The 15,780-nt window shown below is 38.3% G+C and carries 14 protein-coding genes, 1 pseudogene and 1 riboswitch; of the genes and pseudogenes, 3 read left to right on the top strand and 12 right to left on the bottom strand.

Translation table 11 applies throughout. The features are described 5' to 3' along the window. Window positions 1-32: 32 nt before the first annotated feature. Window positions 33-1,703 carry a ribulokinase gene (locus tag FYJ25_RS02110; protein WP_147607323.1) on the top strand — a complete coding sequence of 557 codons (1,671 nt, stop codon included), beginning with the start codon at window positions 33-35 and terminating at the stop codon, window positions 1,701-1,703. A gap of 660 nt (window positions 1,704-2,363) precedes the next feature. Here FYJ25_RS02110 and scpB read toward each other — a convergent pair. The 3 genes from scpB to glgB form a co-directional block, all read right to left on the bottom strand. Further along, a complete protein-coding gene (gene scpB / locus FYJ25_RS02105) occupies window positions 2,364-2,939 on the bottom strand; it encodes an SMC-Scp complex subunit ScpB (protein WP_330399878.1) in 576 nt (191 codons plus the stop codon). 84 nt (window positions 2,940-3,023) lie between these two features. Then, a complete protein-coding gene (locus FYJ25_RS02100; protein WP_154580442.1) occupies window positions 3,024-3,764 on the bottom strand; it encodes a segregation and condensation protein A in 741 nt (246 codons plus the stop codon). Beyond that, window positions 3,754-5,682 carry a 1,4-alpha-glucan branching protein GlgB gene (glgB, locus tag FYJ25_RS02095; protein WP_154580404.1) on the bottom strand — a complete coding sequence of 643 codons (1,929 nt, stop codon included), beginning with the start codon at window positions 5,680-5,682 and terminating at the stop codon, window positions 3,754-3,756. Before glgB ends, FYJ25_RS02100 begins: the two co-directional genes overlap by 11 nt. Before the next feature lie 135 nt (window positions 5,683-5,817). Between glgB and FYJ25_RS02090 the strand changes: the two genes are divergently transcribed. Continuing rightward, complete coding sequence (locus tag FYJ25_RS02090) at window positions 5,818-7,062, top strand: D-alanyl-D-alanine carboxypeptidase family protein (RefSeq protein WP_154580403.1); 1,245 nt, start codon at window positions 5,818-5,820, stop codon at window positions 7,060-7,062. A 3-nt stretch (window positions 7,063-7,065) separates the two neighbouring features. Here FYJ25_RS02090 and thiC read toward each other — a convergent pair whose 3' ends face one another. From thiC to yqeB, 7 genes and pseudogenes are all read right to left on the bottom strand, one after another. Continuing rightward, on the bottom strand, window positions 7,066-8,370 hold the full coding sequence (gene thiC, locus FYJ25_RS02085; protein WP_096239513.1) for a phosphomethylpyrimidine synthase ThiC: 1,305 nt from the start codon (window positions 8,368-8,370) through the stop codon (window positions 7,066-7,068). Between the two features lie 45 nt (window positions 8,371-8,415). Continuing rightward, window positions 8,416-9,207 (bottom strand): bifunctional hydroxymethylpyrimidine kinase/phosphomethylpyrimidine kinase, encoded by a 792-nt coding sequence (gene thiD, locus FYJ25_RS02080; RefSeq protein WP_154580402.1) that lies wholly within the window; start codon window positions 9,205-9,207, stop codon window positions 8,416-8,418. An 11-nt stretch (window positions 9,208-9,218) separates the two neighbouring features. Further along, a complete protein-coding gene (locus FYJ25_RS02075) occupies window positions 9,219-9,911 on the bottom strand; it encodes an HAD family hydrolase (RefSeq protein WP_154580401.1) in 693 nt (230 codons plus the stop codon). A 3-nt stretch (window positions 9,912-9,914) separates the two neighbouring features. Continuing rightward, window positions 9,915-10,583, bottom strand: a complete 669-nt coding sequence (thiE, locus tag FYJ25_RS02070) for a thiamine phosphate synthase (RefSeq protein WP_021907195.1) — start codon at window positions 10,581-10,583, stop codon at window positions 9,915-9,917. A 261-nt stretch (window positions 10,584-10,844) separates the two neighbouring features. Beyond that, window positions 10,845-10,953: riboswitch (TPP riboswitch) on the bottom strand. A gap of 73 nt (window positions 10,954-11,026) precedes the next feature. Continuing rightward, complete coding sequence (locus tag FYJ25_RS02065) at window positions 11,027-11,779, bottom strand: ZIP family metal transporter (protein WP_096239509.1); 753 nt, start codon at window positions 11,777-11,779, stop codon at window positions 11,027-11,029. 191 nt (window positions 11,780-11,970) lie between these two features. Then, window positions 11,971-12,438 (bottom strand): annotated as a pseudogene (locus FYJ25_RS02060) (hypothetical protein); the annotation flags it as partial. Window positions 12,439-12,588: 150 nt separating this feature from the next. Further along, entirely contained in the window at window positions 12,589-13,401 is an 813-nt protein-coding gene (yqeB, locus tag FYJ25_RS02055; protein ID WP_154580400.1) for a selenium-dependent molybdenum cofactor biosynthesis protein YqeB, read from the bottom strand. Window positions 13,402-13,636: 235 nt separating this feature from the next. Here yqeB and yqeC point away from each other — a divergent pair, with 235 nt between their 5' ends. Then, window positions 13,637-14,470, top strand: coding sequence for a selenium cofactor biosynthesis protein YqeC (gene yqeC / locus FYJ25_RS02050; RefSeq protein ID WP_096239506.1), 834 nt, complete (start codon window positions 13,637-13,639; stop codon window positions 14,468-14,470). A 65-nt stretch (window positions 14,471-14,535) separates the two neighbouring features. Here the strand turns inward: yqeC and FYJ25_RS02045 are convergent, their stop codons facing one another. Both FYJ25_RS02045 and FYJ25_RS02040 read right to left on the bottom strand, forming a co-directional pair. Beyond that, on the bottom strand, window positions 14,536-15,159 hold the full coding sequence (locus tag FYJ25_RS02045) for a xanthine phosphoribosyltransferase (protein WP_021907200.1): 624 nt from the start codon (window positions 15,157-15,159) through the stop codon (window positions 14,536-14,538). A 10-nt stretch (window positions 15,160-15,169) separates the two neighbouring features. Further along, entirely contained in the window at window positions 15,170-15,778 is a 609-nt protein-coding gene (locus FYJ25_RS02040; protein ID WP_096239504.1) for a nucleotidyltransferase family protein, read from the bottom strand. Window positions 15,779-15,780: the final 2 nt, after the last annotated feature.

The following is a 15,780-nucleotide window of genomic DNA, read 5'->3' as shown; positions in this document are numbered from 1 at the left end:
AAACAAAACAACACGAAGGGAGAACGTACAAAATGAGTAAATATGCAATTGGGGTAGACTACGGAACACTTTCCGTACGTGCATTACTTGTAAACATTGAAACTGGAGAGGAAGCTGCAACTAGTGTTTATGAATATCCACATGGGGTTATGGAGGAACATCTTCCAACAGGAGAAAGACTTCCTTCCGGCTGGGCTTTACAGGAACCGCAAGACTATGTAGAAGGCTTAATTCTTACGATTCGTAATGTCCTCGCTGAGAAAAAAGTGCTTCCGGAAGAAGTAATCGGTATTGGCGTTGACTTTACCTCCTCTACTGTTATTCCTGTAAAGTCTGACCGCACACCACTTTGCCACCTTGAAAAATTTGCAAGAAATCCTCATGCCTATGTAAAACTGTGGAAACATCATGGTGCAGAAGAAGAGGCACTTCAGATTGACCGCATTGCAAAAGAACGCGGTGAAAAGTGGCTTCCACTTTACGGCGGAAAAGTATCCAGCGAATGGATGATTCCTAAAATCTTAGAAACATTACATCATGCTCCAGATGTTTATAAAGAAGCTGACCGCTTCATGGAAGCGCTCGACTGGATCATCTGGCAGATGACTGGCGAAGAAACAAGAAGTGCCTGCGGTGCAGGATACAAAGCCTTCTATCGTCACGATAGCGGCTACCCAACAAAGGACTTCTTTAAGGCACTTGATCCTGCTATGGAAAATATCGTTGAAGAAAAACTGGATGCTCCGATCAAATCTATTGGAGAAACTGCTGGATACTTAACAGATTCTATGGCAAGAGAACTTGGGCTTTTAGCTGGTACCCCTGTTGGAACAGGTATCATTGATGCACACTCTTCTCTTCCTGGATGCGGAATTGGAAAGCCTGGTACAATGATGATTATCGTAGGAACCTCTTCCTGTCATATGATGCTTTCTGAAACAGAAGCAGGAATCGCCGGTGTTGGTGGACTTGTAAAAGATGGTATCATGCCAGGCTACTTCGGATATGAAGCTGGACAGTGCTGTGTAGGCGATCATTTCGCCTGGTTCACAGATAACTGCGTACCGGAAAGCTATGAGCAGGAAGCCCGCTCCCGTGGCATCTCCATCCATCAGCTTCTCACAGAGAAATTATCTGGTTACAAGGCCGGACAGAGTGGATTATTAGCACTCGACTGGTTCAACGGTGTTCGTTCCCCATTAATGGACTTTAACTTAAATGGTCTGATCATGGGTATGAACCTCCTTACAAAACCAGAGGAAATTTACCTTTCTTTAATCGAAGCAACTGCTTACGGTACCCGTATGATCATCGAACAGTTTGAAAATGCAGGTGTTCCGGTAAACGCACTTGTATTAAGTGGCGGTATTCCAGCTAAAAACAAGATGCTTGTTCAGGTTTATGCAGATGTATGCAACAAAGAAATCCGCATTTCCGGAACAGATCAGGCAAGCGCTCTCGGTGCTGCAATCCTTGGTATCGCTGCTGCTCCTGAACGCATTACCGGCTTTAAAAATGCAAACGAAGCCGCTGAAAAACTTGGAAAAGTCCGCGATGAAGTATACAAACCAAATCCGGACAACGTAGCAGTTTATGATAAACTGTATCAGGAATACGAAACATTACATAAGTACTTCGGAACAGGAGAAAACGATGTAATGAAGAGACTGAACAAAATCCGCGAAGACAGATTAAGTGAATAAGTTCTGATCTGTAGATTTCGTATAGACGAAAAAAGGAAAAATGATATATCCCATCTGCTCTGTAGTCGCTGTGTTTAAGATGCTCGTCCGCATCTTAAACACGCTCCGAAGACGCATCTGGGATATATCATTTTTTCTTTTTTCTGACTATTCTAAATCCACAGCTGGCGAGAATGGGGATTCTCCAGAAAGTTATGACTTTCCATGGAATTAAATTATCCCTTCTACTCTGTAGTCACTGTATTTAAAGATGTTCATCCGTATCTTAAATACGCTCCGAAGACGCATCTGGGATATATCATTTTTTCTTTTTTCTGACTATTCTAAATCCACAGCTGGCGAAAATGGGGATTCTCCAGAAAGTTATGACTTTCCATGGGATTAAATTCTAAAGGGTTAACATTCAACAGGAAGTGTATTCCTTCTGGAGATTTTCATTCCAAATTCAAGTCGAGCAGCCGTAAATATCTTAGGCAATCCCCTCTTTTTTCTGACAAAAATATTGATTCCATCTGGTGCCAAAGAACAGAAAAGCAGAACTTTTATATAGAATCCAATGTGATGTCAGAGCAAATAAAAATGCCGGGCAGGCATTTTCTATGCCGCGACTATCTTCACATTGGATTCTATATAAAAGTTCTGCTTTTCGTCTGTCTTGCCCTACAAATCTATATTTATTGTTTTTACCTCTTCTATTGCTTCTTCTTTGAAATTCTGTTTTTGTACTTCGTCAATATCAGGAAGTTCTTCGATAGATGATACTCCGAAACAACGAAGAAATTCTTCTGTCGTTCCAAATACAATGGGATGTCCTATTGTATCGAGTCTTCCCAGTTCTTTTATTAATTGATACTCCAGCAATTTATTGACTGCAAAGTCACTTTTTACACCTCGGATAGCTTCGATTTCCTGTTTGGTTACTGGCTGCTTATAGGCAACAATCGAAAGTGTTTCTAACATAACATCGGTAAGTGAACGCTTTTTCGGCTGACTTACCAGCTTTTTCACATACTCGTACGTTTCAATCTTCGTACAAATCTGATATGCTCCATCTAATTCGATTAGACAGATTCCTCTGTCTTTACCTGCATAATCGCCTTTCATTTCCTCTAATAAATCTTTCAGGGCTTCTTCTTCTACTTCAAGAACTTCGGCCAGACGGGAAAGTGCAACGGATTCTCCCATCGTAAATAAAATCGCCTCAACGATTCCTTTTATTCTTTCTTTATCCTTCACAAACAAAATCCTTTCATTCTTGTTTCGTACATATTTTTATTGTTTTTTTATTGCTTTTTCATTCTTGTTCATCAGTTTCTTTTCTTATTCACAGGAATCCAGATAAATTTCTGCAAAGTTGTGTTCCTGAACTACCTTGACTTCTCCTACTTTCATCAATTCAAGCACCGCAAGAAATGTCACAATAACCATCTCTTTCACTGGCTGTATATCAAGTAAGGTACGGAAGTTAATTCTTTTCAGTCCCCGAATCTGACATCGTATATCGTCCATACGGTCTTCTACTTTATATTTTTCTTTTTGAATCTTTCCAAATTGGCTTCGTACCGGATCTTCTCTATCTTTTTTCCGGCGCATGACCATTTGAAAAATCTGGTTTAATTTTTCTAAGGTAACATCTCCAACAATTTCACCCGGCCGGATTGGTTCTTCATAATGCTTGATTTCTTCCGGCACAGTTTCAGATTTAAAAAATACTTTCTGCGCATCCACACTTAAATCTTTTAGCTCTTCTGCTGCATATTTATAAATCTTATATTCTGTAAGCCGGCGTACTAGTTCTTCTCTTGGATCTTCTTTCTCTTCTTTTTCCGGCTGCGGAAGTAGCATCTTTGACTTTATCTTTAATAATGTCGCTGCCATAACAAGGAACTCACTCATAGATTCCATAGAATAACTCTTCTCCATCTCGCGAATATATTCCATGTACTGGTTCGTAATCTCCACAATCGGAATATCATATATACTTACTTTATTTTTCTCTATTAAATGTAAAAGAAGATCCAAAGGACCTTCAAATACATCCAATTTAATATCAATTTTCATGCTCTGCTCTAATTTCATGCTCTGTTCTAAATCTCTTTCGATCAATATCTAACGATGCCTCATCTAGCATCGGTAAAGGTATTTCTTTTGGTTCCAGAAGAAATTCTACTTTATAAATAATCGCTGCTAATGCCGGAATCGTAATCTTGAACTTTCTCTTCCACCACTTATATCCTGTCAATTCTGTCAAGATATCTGCCTTTGACCCATCAAAATATCCGCCGTATTCCTTTCTCTCACCAGATAGCACCTCATGGAGTACAGCATAATGATCATATCCAAATTCAAAGTCATTATACTGTTCATCACTCATATTCAATACAATAATAAAATGATCTTCCCCACACATTCTCTCATAAATGTAAACTCGTTCTTCTACCGCTTCCACTTCAATCCAGCGGAAGTTCGCAGAATTATAATCTCCATTAAAAAATGCCGGTTCATTAATATAAATCTGATTTAAATCTTTTATAAAACGATGGAAATCCTGATGCTTTGGATAATCTAACAGCATCCAGTCACATTCTTTTTCTTCATCCCACTCTCTGAATTGTCCAATTTCGTTACCCATGAAATTAAGCTTCTTTCCAGGATGCGTATACATATAAGTATAGAGAGTCTTTGCCTGCTGGAACTTCAGATCATACTCTCCCCACATCTTCTGTAAAATCGTTGCCTTTCCATGTACTACTTCATCATGTGAAAATGGAAGCAAATAGTGTTCATTATAAAAATACATCATAGAAAAAGATAATTTATGATAATGGAACTTTCTATCATATGGATGAATCTTAAAATAATCTAATGTATCATTCATCCATCCCATATCCCATTTATAATCAAAGCCCAGACCATCGTACTCAACCGGTGCCGTTACTTTTGGAAAGTTTGTAGAATCTTCCGCAATAAGCATAACAGAAGGATGCAATTTTTGCAAACCTGAATTCATGCATTTGATAAAATCAAGTGCCCCTTCATTAATTCCCTTTGAAGAATCCCCCTGCCAGTAAATCGCATTACTGATCGCATCCATACGGATTCCGTCAAAATGAAACTTCTCCATCCAGAAATTCGCAGATGACTGTAAAAAGCTGCGCACTTCTCCCCGGTAATAATTAAAGTTGCAGGTTCCCCATTCACTGTAGCCTTTATCGTCATCCGCATACTCATAAAGAGCAGTTCCATCAAACTTATTAAGCGCATAAGTATCTGCAATAAAATGTACCGGAACAAAGTCCATAATCACTCCGATTCCTTCTTTATGGAAAAGATCCACCATCTCCATTAACTCCCCTGCTGTTCCATAACGGGAAGTTGGACAGAAATATCCACTCGCCTGATATCCCCAGGAACAATCTGCCGGATGCTCCGTAAGCGGAAGAAATTCAACATGCGTATAGCCCATTTCCTTTATATAAGGAATAAGCTGTCTTGCAAGTTCATTATAATGATACCAGCCGTTCTCCTCATCTGCTTCATTCTTTCTCCATGAACCAGCATGCACCTCATAAATATTCATCGGAAGATCATAATTCTTACATCTCTTCTTTATCCATGCACTATCAGAAAAATGATACTGGTCAAGATCTACGATAATTGATGCAGTATCTGGCCGCACCTGTGAACCAAAACTATACGGGTCAAAACGGTCAAGTACAATTCCATCCTTCTGATAAATTCGATACTTGTACATCATTCCCGGCTCTGCATCTTCCTGTACACATTCAAATACACCGCTTTGTGCATCCTGAATCATCTCATCCTCGCTGCCATCCCAGTCATTAAACTCTCCAATCAGTTCAATCTTTTCCGCACAAGGTGCGTAAACTCGAAACAGCACGCCTTCTTTCGTTATGTGTGCTCCAAAATATTCATACGCATCAAATGCTTTTCCAATATAAAATTCATGTAAATTCATACTCGTTATCCCCTCATTTTATTTCACCCAGATATTTACTTCTATTTTAAGCAATTTTCTTCAGAATGGCAACAAGGAAATGCATATTTTTAGTCACCAGCCATAAAATGTACTAATTCTTATTTGGAGTATCCTATGCTAAAATATTTTTCCAAACACTTAGGGCAAAAAACGTTTTATATTTTCATCTTCCTGCTTACAACAAGTCTTTTCTTTTCTCCTATTTTTTCTCCTGTAAAGACATTCGCCTCATCCACTTTACGGCAAGTAACTAAAAACAAGGAAACAAATCACCCATCTAGCATCGGTTTTCAATCTGCCGCCCCGAATGCCATTCTAATGGAAGCCTCCACCGGTACCATTCTATATGAAAAAGACGCTGACAAAGAAAAACCTCCTGCCAGCGTCACAAAAATCATGACTCTTTTACTTATATTTGATGCACTGTCAAAAAAACAGATTACTTTAAATGATACCGTTACCGTCAGCGAACACGCCGCATCTATGGGTGGCTCACAAGTATTTTTAGAACCCGGAGAAACACAGACTGTAGACACCATGATTAAATGTATTGCTGTCTCTTCAGCAAATGATGCCTGTGTGGCAATGGCAGAACATATTTATGGAAGTGAGGATGCCTTTGTTGCAAAGATGAATGCAAGGGCACAGGCTCTTGGCATGAAGCATACTCATTTTATTAACTGCTGCGGCTTAGATGCCGAAGGACATTATACGAGTGCAAGGGATATTGCCCTTATGTCACGAGAACTTATTATAAAGCATCCAGATATTTTTCATTATACGACTATATGGATGGAAAATATCACTCATGTGACAAAGCGGGGAGAATCGGAGTTCGGACTTTCCAATACGAATAAATTACTACGGCAATATCAGGGAGCTACCGGACTAAAGACTGGAAGTACTTCCAAAGCCGGTTTCTGTCTCAGTGCGACCGCAGAGCGTAATCATATTTCACTGATTGCCGTTGTTATGGCCTGTCAAAGTGCAAAGGAGAGAGTAAAAGATTGTGCCTCCCTCCTTGATTATGGCTTTTCTCTTTGTAAAGTTTATACAGACAAACAGCCACCTGCACTTTCCCCGGTTTCCATACATAATGGTACACAGGAAATGCTTTCCTGCAAATATGATAAAAACTTTTCCTATGTTTTTACTTCTGAAATTAATCCAAATAAAATTCAGAAAAAAGTGATATTTCAGAAAAATCTTTCAGCTCCAATTAAGAAAAATCAGGTAATTGGCAAACTGGAGTATTCTTATTATCAAAAAAATATAGGGTCTGTCTCCATACTTGCCTCGCACTCAGTAAAAAAAGCTACTTATCTCGACTACTTAAAAAAGTTAATTTTAAGCTGCTAAAATTTAAAGGATATCGATATGTTCTCCTGCTAATGCTTTGTTCATGCTTCGTACTGCACAGAACTTTCCACACATAGAACAGGTATCTTCATGTTCCGGTTTTCTGTCATCGCGGACTTTCTTTGCTGTTTCCGGATCCATTGCACATGCCCACTGAGCTTCCCAGTCTAATACTCTGCGGGCATCTGCCATTTTATCATCGATTTCTCTTGCACCGCGAACTCCTTTGGCGATGTCGGCTGCATGTGCCGCAATTTTAGAAGCCATGATTCCCTGTTTTACATCTTCAAGATTTGGAAGTGCCAAATGTTCTGCCGGTGTAACATAACAAAGGAAAGCTGCTCCGTTCTGGGCGGCGATGGCGCCTCCGATTGCTGATACAATATGATCATATCCCGGTGCAATATCTGTTACGATCGGTCCAAGTACATAGAATGGTGCACCAGAACAGATTGTAGACTGTAACTTCATGTTGGCGGCAATCTGGTCCATTGGCATATGTCCTGGTCCTTCTACCATTACCTGTACATTTTTCTCCCATGCACGTTTTGTAAGTTCTCCAAGACGAACCAGTTCTTCAATCTGGCATACATCGGAACCATCTGCAAGGCAGCCTGGACGGCAGGCATCACCAAGAGAAATCGTCACATCGTATTCCTGACAGATATCAAGAATTTCATCGTAATATTCATAGAATGGATTTTCTTCGCCTGTCATTGTCATCCATGCAAATACAAGAGAACCGCCGCGGGATACGATGTTCATTTTTCTTTTATGCTTTTTAATCTGATCGATTGTTTTTCTTGTGATTCCACAATGTAATGTTACGAAATCTACACCATTTTCTGCGTGAAGACGTACTACATCAATAAAGTCTTTTGCAGTAAGTGTATCTAAATCTCTCTGATAATGAATTACTGAGTCATAAATCGGTACTGTTCCGATCATAACCGGACATTCTGCAGTCAGTTTTTTACGGAATGGTTCGGTGTTTCCATGAGAAGATAAGTCCATGATGGCATCTGCTCCCATATTAACTGCTTCCATTACTTTTTGCATTTCTATGTCATAATCTTTACAGTCTCTTGAAACACCAAGATTTACATTAATCTTTGTCTTTAACATAGAACCAACGCCCTGAGGATCTAAGCATTTATGATTTTTATTCGCACAGATAGCAACCTTTCCTTCTGCAACGAATGCTCTGATTTCTTCTGGTGTCATACGTTCTTTGGCTGCAACTTTTTCCATTTCCGGAGTAATAATATTCTTTCTTGCTGCATCCATCTGTGTTGTATAATTTCTCATCTTCTGTTACCTCCAATTTATTATTAATATTTATCGTGTACTTTTTTATAAATCCCACATATGATTAAGCGGGCCGTTTCCCTGCCCAAGATTCAGCATCGCTCCAATGGCTCCGCTAATATAATCTTTTGCTTTTTTTACAGATTCTTCTATCGAAAATCCTTTTGCAAGATTCGCGGCTATCGCACTTGAAAGTGTGCACCCGGTTCCATGGGTATTTGGATTATCAATCCTGCAGGCTGGATACCAGACTTTCTTTGGGCACTTGAAGGCTTTCTCATACAAGAAATCATCGGCATTTTGCTCACTGTGCCCTCCCTTGCTAAGAACTGCACAGTTCCATCGTTTTGCAATGATTTCTGCCGCTTTTTCTCTCGTCTTCCTGTCTGTGATCTTCCCTCCTGATAAAAACTCAGTTTCCGGAAGATTTGGAGTCAGTAAAGAAATGTTCGGAAATAGTTTTTCATATAATACTTCTCTTACTTCCTCTTCTACAAGAACCGTTCCGCTCGTTGAAATCATAACCGGATCTGCTACTACCTGCTTTATTGAATATTTTTGCAAATACTTTGCAATAATCTCAACCTGTTCTTTGGATGCGATCATTCCAATCTTTACGACATCCGGCTTTATATCTGAAAAAACACTATCCATCTGTTCTTCAAAAAAGTCTGGCGGCACTGGCATAATACCGGTAATCCCTTTTGTATTTTGCGCTGTAAGTGCGGTAATACAGCTTGTAGCATAAACTTTATGCACCGTTAATGTTTTTATATCTGCCTGAATTCCTGCCCCACCACTTGCGTCACTTCCTGCAATTGTAAGAACTGTTTTCATTTTGCACTTCCTTATCTTCTTTCTGACAGTCTGTGTAGCTGCTGTTTTTTGCGTTGAAAAACCTGACAGCTTTCTATTTCATAAAAATCTTTTACATAAATATCAGAAAATGTTCGGATTTCTTCTGTATTATCCCTGCTATATGCATCATAAATACTACATACAGGAAACCCTGCTTTGGAAGCAGTCTTTACTGCATATAAAGAATCTTCAAACACCCAGGTTTCTTCTTTTTTCGTCTGTAAATGTTCTCTTGCCAGTTCGAATACTTTAGGACTTGTCTTTCCTGCTCCTGCCTCTTCACAGGTAATCATTCCGTCAAAATCTTTCCATATACCATTACGTATAAGAGCCGCCTTTGCCATCTCTGCATCCGTTGCTGTCGCAATAATTAACCTGACCTTATTTTTCTTTAACTTTTGTATCAGATCACAGACACCTGGTTTTAACACTGCCTCTTTAAAATAAAAATCTTTTACTACCTGATTGACACCTTCTAATATTTCCTCTATCGTTACGGAAAGTTTATATTCTGTTTGCATATATAAGGCACCTTCCGGAAGGGATAATGCATCAAGTCTTTCCTTTAAATCTGACCTGGCTTTTATGCCAAGTGTGGCAAGATATCTCGCCCCGGCGTTCTCCCAGACAGGCATCGAATCAAGTAAGGTTCCGTCGATATCAAAAATTGCTCCCTTTATCACACTCTAATGCCTTTCCTTGTCGTTTACCATCGCTGTTGTTTTTTCCAGTAAAACTCCTGTAGCATCTTCAATATCTTTTGCTGCAAAAATAGCACTGACAACTGCAATTCCACAAATACCGCTTCCTTTCAGCGTCAGAATATTATCGGCTGTAATTCCACCTATCGCAATAACCGGGATATGAACTGCTTCACAAATTGCTTTTACTCTTTCTTTGCTGATAGCGGATGCATCCTTCTTCGTCGATGTAGAAAAAACAGCTCCGACTCCAAGATAATCTGCCCCCATCTTCTCTGCAAGAACTGCCTGTTCTACTGTCTGTGCAGACACACCAAGAATCTTATCTTCTCCAAGAATCTTTCTTACATCATCCGCTTCCATATCGCTTTGTCCGACATGCACCCCGTCTGCATCCATCTCCTTCGCAATCTTTACATTATCGTTAATGACAAATGGAACATGGTATTTGTGACACAATTCTTTCAGGGCGATTGCTTCTTCTAGAAAATGTTCTTCATCTAATTCTTTTTCCCGAAGCTGGATAAATGTCGCTCCACCTTTTAATGCTTTTTCTACCTGTTCATACAGTGTTTCTTCTCCAAGCCAGGAACGATCTGTTACCGCATATAAAAGTAAATCTTTTTTTAACTGTTCTCTGTTAACACAGCTCATACTTTGCTCTCTCCTCCAATATACTGACTTCAGACTTCTAATTATTCAAAAAAACAAATACACTTACATGAATTATTATATATTCATAAAAGGGAAGTAAATTAAGGATATCCTCTTAGAATATGGATAAAGAAACGATAAAATAATAATAACTTCTGATACTGAAAATATGTATCAGAGAAATATCAGAATTTTTAACTGACTTTCAATGATTTTAAACTCTGAAAAGAAAAACGCATATACACCAATTACGGTATATATGCGAATCTATCTACGCTATCCCTACGTTGGCATTATCCAAATCAGGTTATGGGTCTAAGCACCTTAGCTTACTCTCAGCCTGCTCCTGCAAGCTCCCCGTGTATGAATTTACCAATATAGTACGCTATTTATTCAAAAAAAGCAAGCATAAATTCCAAAACAATCTGCAATCTATACATCAGTTATCCTAACGCAACATCTAAAATCATCATAAGACTAAACCCGATCGCAAACATAAAAATGCCGATATTTGTTGTTTCTCCAACTGACATTTTCGGAACAAGCTCCTCCACAACGACATAGATCATCGCTCCCGCTGCAAAGCTTAAAAAATACGGAAGAACCGGAACAACCAGACTGGCTGCCCATACAGTAAACAACGATGCCACCGGTTCTACTGCCCCGGAAAGGACTCCATATATGAATGCTTTTCTTTTTGACATTCCTTTTGTACAAAGCGGCATTGAAATAATCGCCCCTTCCGGGAAATTCTGAATCGCAATTCCTAATGCAAGAGAAAACGCTCCCATTGCTGTAATATGATCTGCATGATTCAATAATCCCGCATAGATCACTCCAACAGCCATTCCCTCCGGAATATTGTGGAGGGTCACCGCCAACAGCAGATTATCTTTTTGTTCTCCTTCTATGCATTCCGGTGGAGCAAAATAATCAATTGCCATTAAAAATAAAATTCCAATCCAAAATCCAATTGCTGCCGGAATAAAACGCCACACTCCAAGTGAAGCCCCCTGTTCAATTGCCGGAAGCAACAAACTCCATATTGATGCTGCTATCATTACTCCCGCTGCAAATCCAGTAAGTGCTTTCTGCATCCCCTTGCCAAGTTCATTTTTCAAAAAAAATACACAAAATGCACCTAATGTTGTTCCTATAAAAGGAACACTGAGACCTTTTATTATCTCTATAAGCATAAAATCCCTCCAAAGACATCTTTATTAAGCATCTCTTGCAGATTTTTATTTTATTATTTTTTATTTTAAAATAAAAATCTGTCCTATTTCTTAATATGTCTTTGAAGGGAAATGTTTCTTTTTTTATTTCTTTTTTTACAACATCTTTTTCTTTTTAAAATAAGCAACACACAAAATTACGATCGTAAGACTTACATTTTCTGTACATTCATATATGCCTGATCATAGAAAAATTCCTGTGAATTTAACGGTGTTTCCTGCACTGCCACAATCTCATAATTTCCATGGCTGTCTTCTTGTCTTGCTTTTTGGTTATCGCTAAGCATTGTGATAAACATTTCTTCTAACTGCACTTTTAAATCTTTATCATAAATCTTCTTATCGGTAAGTGAATTCATTTTCAAACCGATATATGCTTCCTTTCCTTCTTTAGCATAGGATATTTCCTCATCGATCATCGATAAAATTCTGTTCTGAAGACATCTTGGCGCAACAAGCAGATGCTCTACATTATCCACTGTCTCTTCCATGGAAAGTGCCTGGAATACTTTTGCTGCTTCAACTCCAATCTCTACATTGGCTGTCATAAGAGATAAATCTGTATATAATCTTGCTGTTTTTTCATTATAATTTCCTGTTCCGATCTGTGTATAATATTCTCAGAATCTTCTCACATCTGATAACTGGGCTATGATAACACAGGAAAGTAAAATCTGAGAAAGCAGTCCCGTAAAATGAAAGTAAAATACTAAGTTCCGGTTTTCTGTTTTTGGAACGAAATGGAGATTTGTATTTTGGGGGCCATCCACCTATTTTGACAAATGTAAGATTGCTTCCAATACTCCTCCAGCAACACATCTTGCTTTATCAGATATATGATAACAGTTCTCCTGTTCTTTTACACGAGGATCGACATCAGCAATTTTTAATCCTTTTTTTACCGGATATCCTTCCCGGATCATACCACGAATAACTCCTCCTATCACTGTTTTTACCGGGGTACCTTCTATATCTGCAATCGTATCCCCTGCCTGTACTATTTCACCTATCTGTTTTAAGATATGCAGATTCCCTGCCGCCGGGGCATAAATGACTCTTTCTTTCGCATAACCCCCTATCATTCCGGGAATTCCGGTATTCGGAGCTGCTTCTCCTTCATAGATAACTCTTCCAAGATTGTGGCCTCTTTGCGTTTCAATTACTGCATCTACATCTTTTTCTGCACAAAACCCTGGACCGACTCCAATAACAACAGGCGCATCTGTTATCTTTGTTCCAAGGTTTCTTTTTGCCAGAATAGCATCTACTACAACGGGTGGATGTACTTCCTGTATTATACTTCCACTTTCATCAATTATCACCGGAATCTGTCCCTGTTCATAAATTGCAAATGCCTCTTCTAATGAATCTGCCCGTTTTGCAATTACACCTTCCACCTCGACTTCTTTATCAAAAACTGCTTCGCAAAAACTGATTGTCCGGCGAATACAGCTTGGATTCGCAATTTCCAATACCAATACAGGAAACCTGCTCTGATGTAATTTATAAATCGTACCTGTGGCAATATCTCCGCCACCGCGGACTATGATTAATTTTTTCTTCCATTCTTCAAATGTATGCATTTCTCTTTCCTCGTATTTTCTCTTTGTGAAAAATATTCTCTTTCCATTCTGTGTGTGATATATTATATACTATATCAGGATACACAAATCTGTTTCTAACTATCCGTCACAGAACGGAATCATGTTTAAGCAATATTAAATATACTATCGAACGAAATCCAGGTCAAATATTTGATTATGAATATTTGAAAAATCATTTTTTATTTTATTAATTTTTTCGCAAGGGAGCTTTATTTTGAAAAAAAATTTTTTTAACCATAACCTTTCTTCTCTTCTCGGTCTTACTGACAGCCATATCTTAACCTTTGTCGGTGGGGGTGGCAAGACCTCTCTTATGAATACTCTGGGCATAGAATTTGCAAAACAGAGAATCCCAACACTTCTTACTACAACAACGCATATTATGAAGCCAGACTTCCTTCCCAGTAAAGCTTGCATTGAAGAAGAGAATTTAGAACAGATAACCTCCTTTTTTATGAATTTAGAGGAAGATATTTTACCTCTTGCCGCTTTAGGAATTCCTGAAAAAAAGATATATAATAAAGTCAAATGGAAAAGTCCGTCTATAAACTTTATGAAAAAACTTTCCCTATTTTCACGAAAATATTCTAATATTTCTCTGCGTATTTTATGCGAAGGCGATGGTTCTAAAAGATTTCCGATCAAACTTCCTAAAGATGGAGAACCTGTTTTTTTCCCAAAGACAGATACCATTATCGGCGTAATTGGACTATCCTGTCTTGGAAAACCAATAAAAGAGATGCTTTTTCGTTACGAACTCCTTCCAAAACTCATTTTTACTCAAAAAAATTTTTCTTCACAAAATAATTTCACGAAACTGCCACAAACCACACACAACATCACTACAGACTTTTTATACTGGCTATGTCTTTCTGAAAATGGGCTTCGGAAAAATATTTCTTCCGAAAAATTTTGTATTGTTTTTAATCAGGCGGATGTTCTCGACGAAAAAGCTCTCGCGGAAATGATTACATTGAGAAATAAAATAAGAGATGAGGGAATTTCCTGTCATATTCTTTCCCTGAAAAACAAATATATTATTAAGTAATAATTTGCCGCAGGCAAGCTAACACCTCCAAAGAGAGAAATGTCCGTCTTGCCTGCGGCAAATTACTACTTATCTAATAACTCTTGTTCATCTACTCCTTCTAAGACTGGTGCATCTTCTGGCAAAAATTCAATAAGATCTTTGTCAAGACGACCGACTCTTGCTTGAGAGTAAACATAATATCCAGCATCTTCCAATCTTTTTCTTCCCTTCTGGAAAGACTTTTCAATCAATATTCCAATCCCGGTTAAATCTGCACCGGATTCTTTTATGAGGCGGCTGGCTCCCATAGCTGCTTCTCCATTTGCAAGGAAATCATCAATTAATAAAACTTTATCGTTTTGATCAATATAATCCTGATATAAGGTCAGTTCATAGCTTGTTCCTTTTGTAAAGGAAGTTACTCTTGTCTGATATACTTTTCCGTTTAAAATTTTGGAAGTCTGTTTCTTTAAAATGACCATAGGAACATCCAGATATTTTGCTGTCATCAATGCAGGAGCAATTCCTGAACTTTCAATAGTAAATACTTTTGTAATTCCGTACTCTTTAAAATGCTCTGCAAAATCTTTTCCGAGTGCATCCATAAATTCGGAATCTACCTGATGATTAATAAAACTATCTACTTTTAATACTGTTTTTCCCAGTGCTTTTCCGTCTTTTTTTATTCTTTCTTCCAATAATTTCACTTTTTCCACCTCATATTATGTTTTTTTCCAAATTTATTTTATCCTCTTGATAATCCATATCTGATAATTCCTGCTCAGTAACATAAACTTTATATATCATTTCCGGATGTTCTTTTGCAATCCGCTTACCTCCCTTATCCCCTTCTAATGCCATCAGTTCTTCAAATAGGATTTTAGGAAATATTACGGGATTTCCTTCTCTTTCTTTTGTTACACACATATGGATTCCTTCTGGATTTCTGTAAAAGCTTTCAAAAAGCTTTTGCAAACTTTGTTTTTGCAATAACGGCTGATCACAGACCATAAAGCAGCAACCGGCATATTTTTCGTAATCTTTTGACTGTCTCAAATGATGAATTCCCAAATGAATGGATTCTGAAATTCCACGTTCCGGATGGGCATTCCATACAATATCCATCTTCGGGGCATTTTCTTTTACATAATGCTTAATCGGCTCATATCTCGTTACAATAATTTTCATTGCTGCATCAGATGCATATGCCAAATCTACGGCATAAGTAAAAAGGCATCGATTCCCGAACGGTTCTAATAGTTTATTTGAACCAAATCGTTCACTGTAACCCGAAGCCATGAGTACGACAGCTATACGTCTCTCCATTC

Source organism: Anaerobutyricum soehngenii (assembly GCF_009697165.1).
Taxonomy (GTDB): Bacteria; Bacillota; Clostridia; order Lachnospirales; family Lachnospiraceae; genus Anaerobutyricum; species Anaerobutyricum soehngenii.
The sequence above is the reverse complement of the archived record's forward strand: the minus strand, read 5'-3'. Positions and strand labels throughout refer to the sequence as shown.

Bases quoted from the DNA above. Each gene is read 5' to 3' on its own strand.
- FYJ25_RS02040 (WP_096239504.1), bottom strand. From the start codon at position 15,778: ATGGAGAGACGTATAGCTGTCGTACTCATGGCTTCGGGTTACAGTGAA.
- glgB (WP_154580404.1), bottom strand. From the start codon at position 5,682: ATGAATTTACATGAATTTTATATTGGAAAAGCATTTGATGCGTATGAA.
- thiE (WP_021907195.1), bottom strand. From the start codon at position 10,583: ATGAGCTGTGTTAACAGAGAACAGTTAAAAAAAGATTTACTTTTATAT.
- thiD (WP_154580402.1), bottom strand. From the start codon at position 9,207: ATGAAAACAGTTCTTACAATTGCAGGAAGTGACGCAAGTGGTGGGGCA.
- FYJ25_RS02065 (WP_096239509.1), bottom strand. From the start codon at position 11,779: ATGCTTATAGAGATAATAAAAGGTCTCAGTGTTCCTTTTATAGGAACA.
- yqeB (WP_154580400.1), bottom strand. From the start codon at position 13,401: ATGCATACATTTGAAGAATGGAAGAAAAAATTAATCATAGTCCGCGGT.
- FYJ25_RS02090 (WP_154580403.1), top strand. From the start codon at position 5,818: ATGCTAAAATATTTTTCCAAACACTTAGGGCAAAAAACGTTTTATATT.
- FYJ25_RS02100 (WP_154580442.1), bottom strand. From the start codon at position 3,764: ATGAAAATTGATATTAAATTGGATGTATTTGAAGGTCCTTTGGATCTT.
- thiC (WP_096239513.1), bottom strand. From the start codon at position 8,370: ATGAGAAATTATACAACACAGATGGATGCAGCAAGAAAGAATATTATT.
- FYJ25_RS02110 (WP_147607323.1), top strand. From the start codon at position 33: ATGAGTAAATATGCAATTGGGGTAGACTACGGAACACTTTCCGTACGT.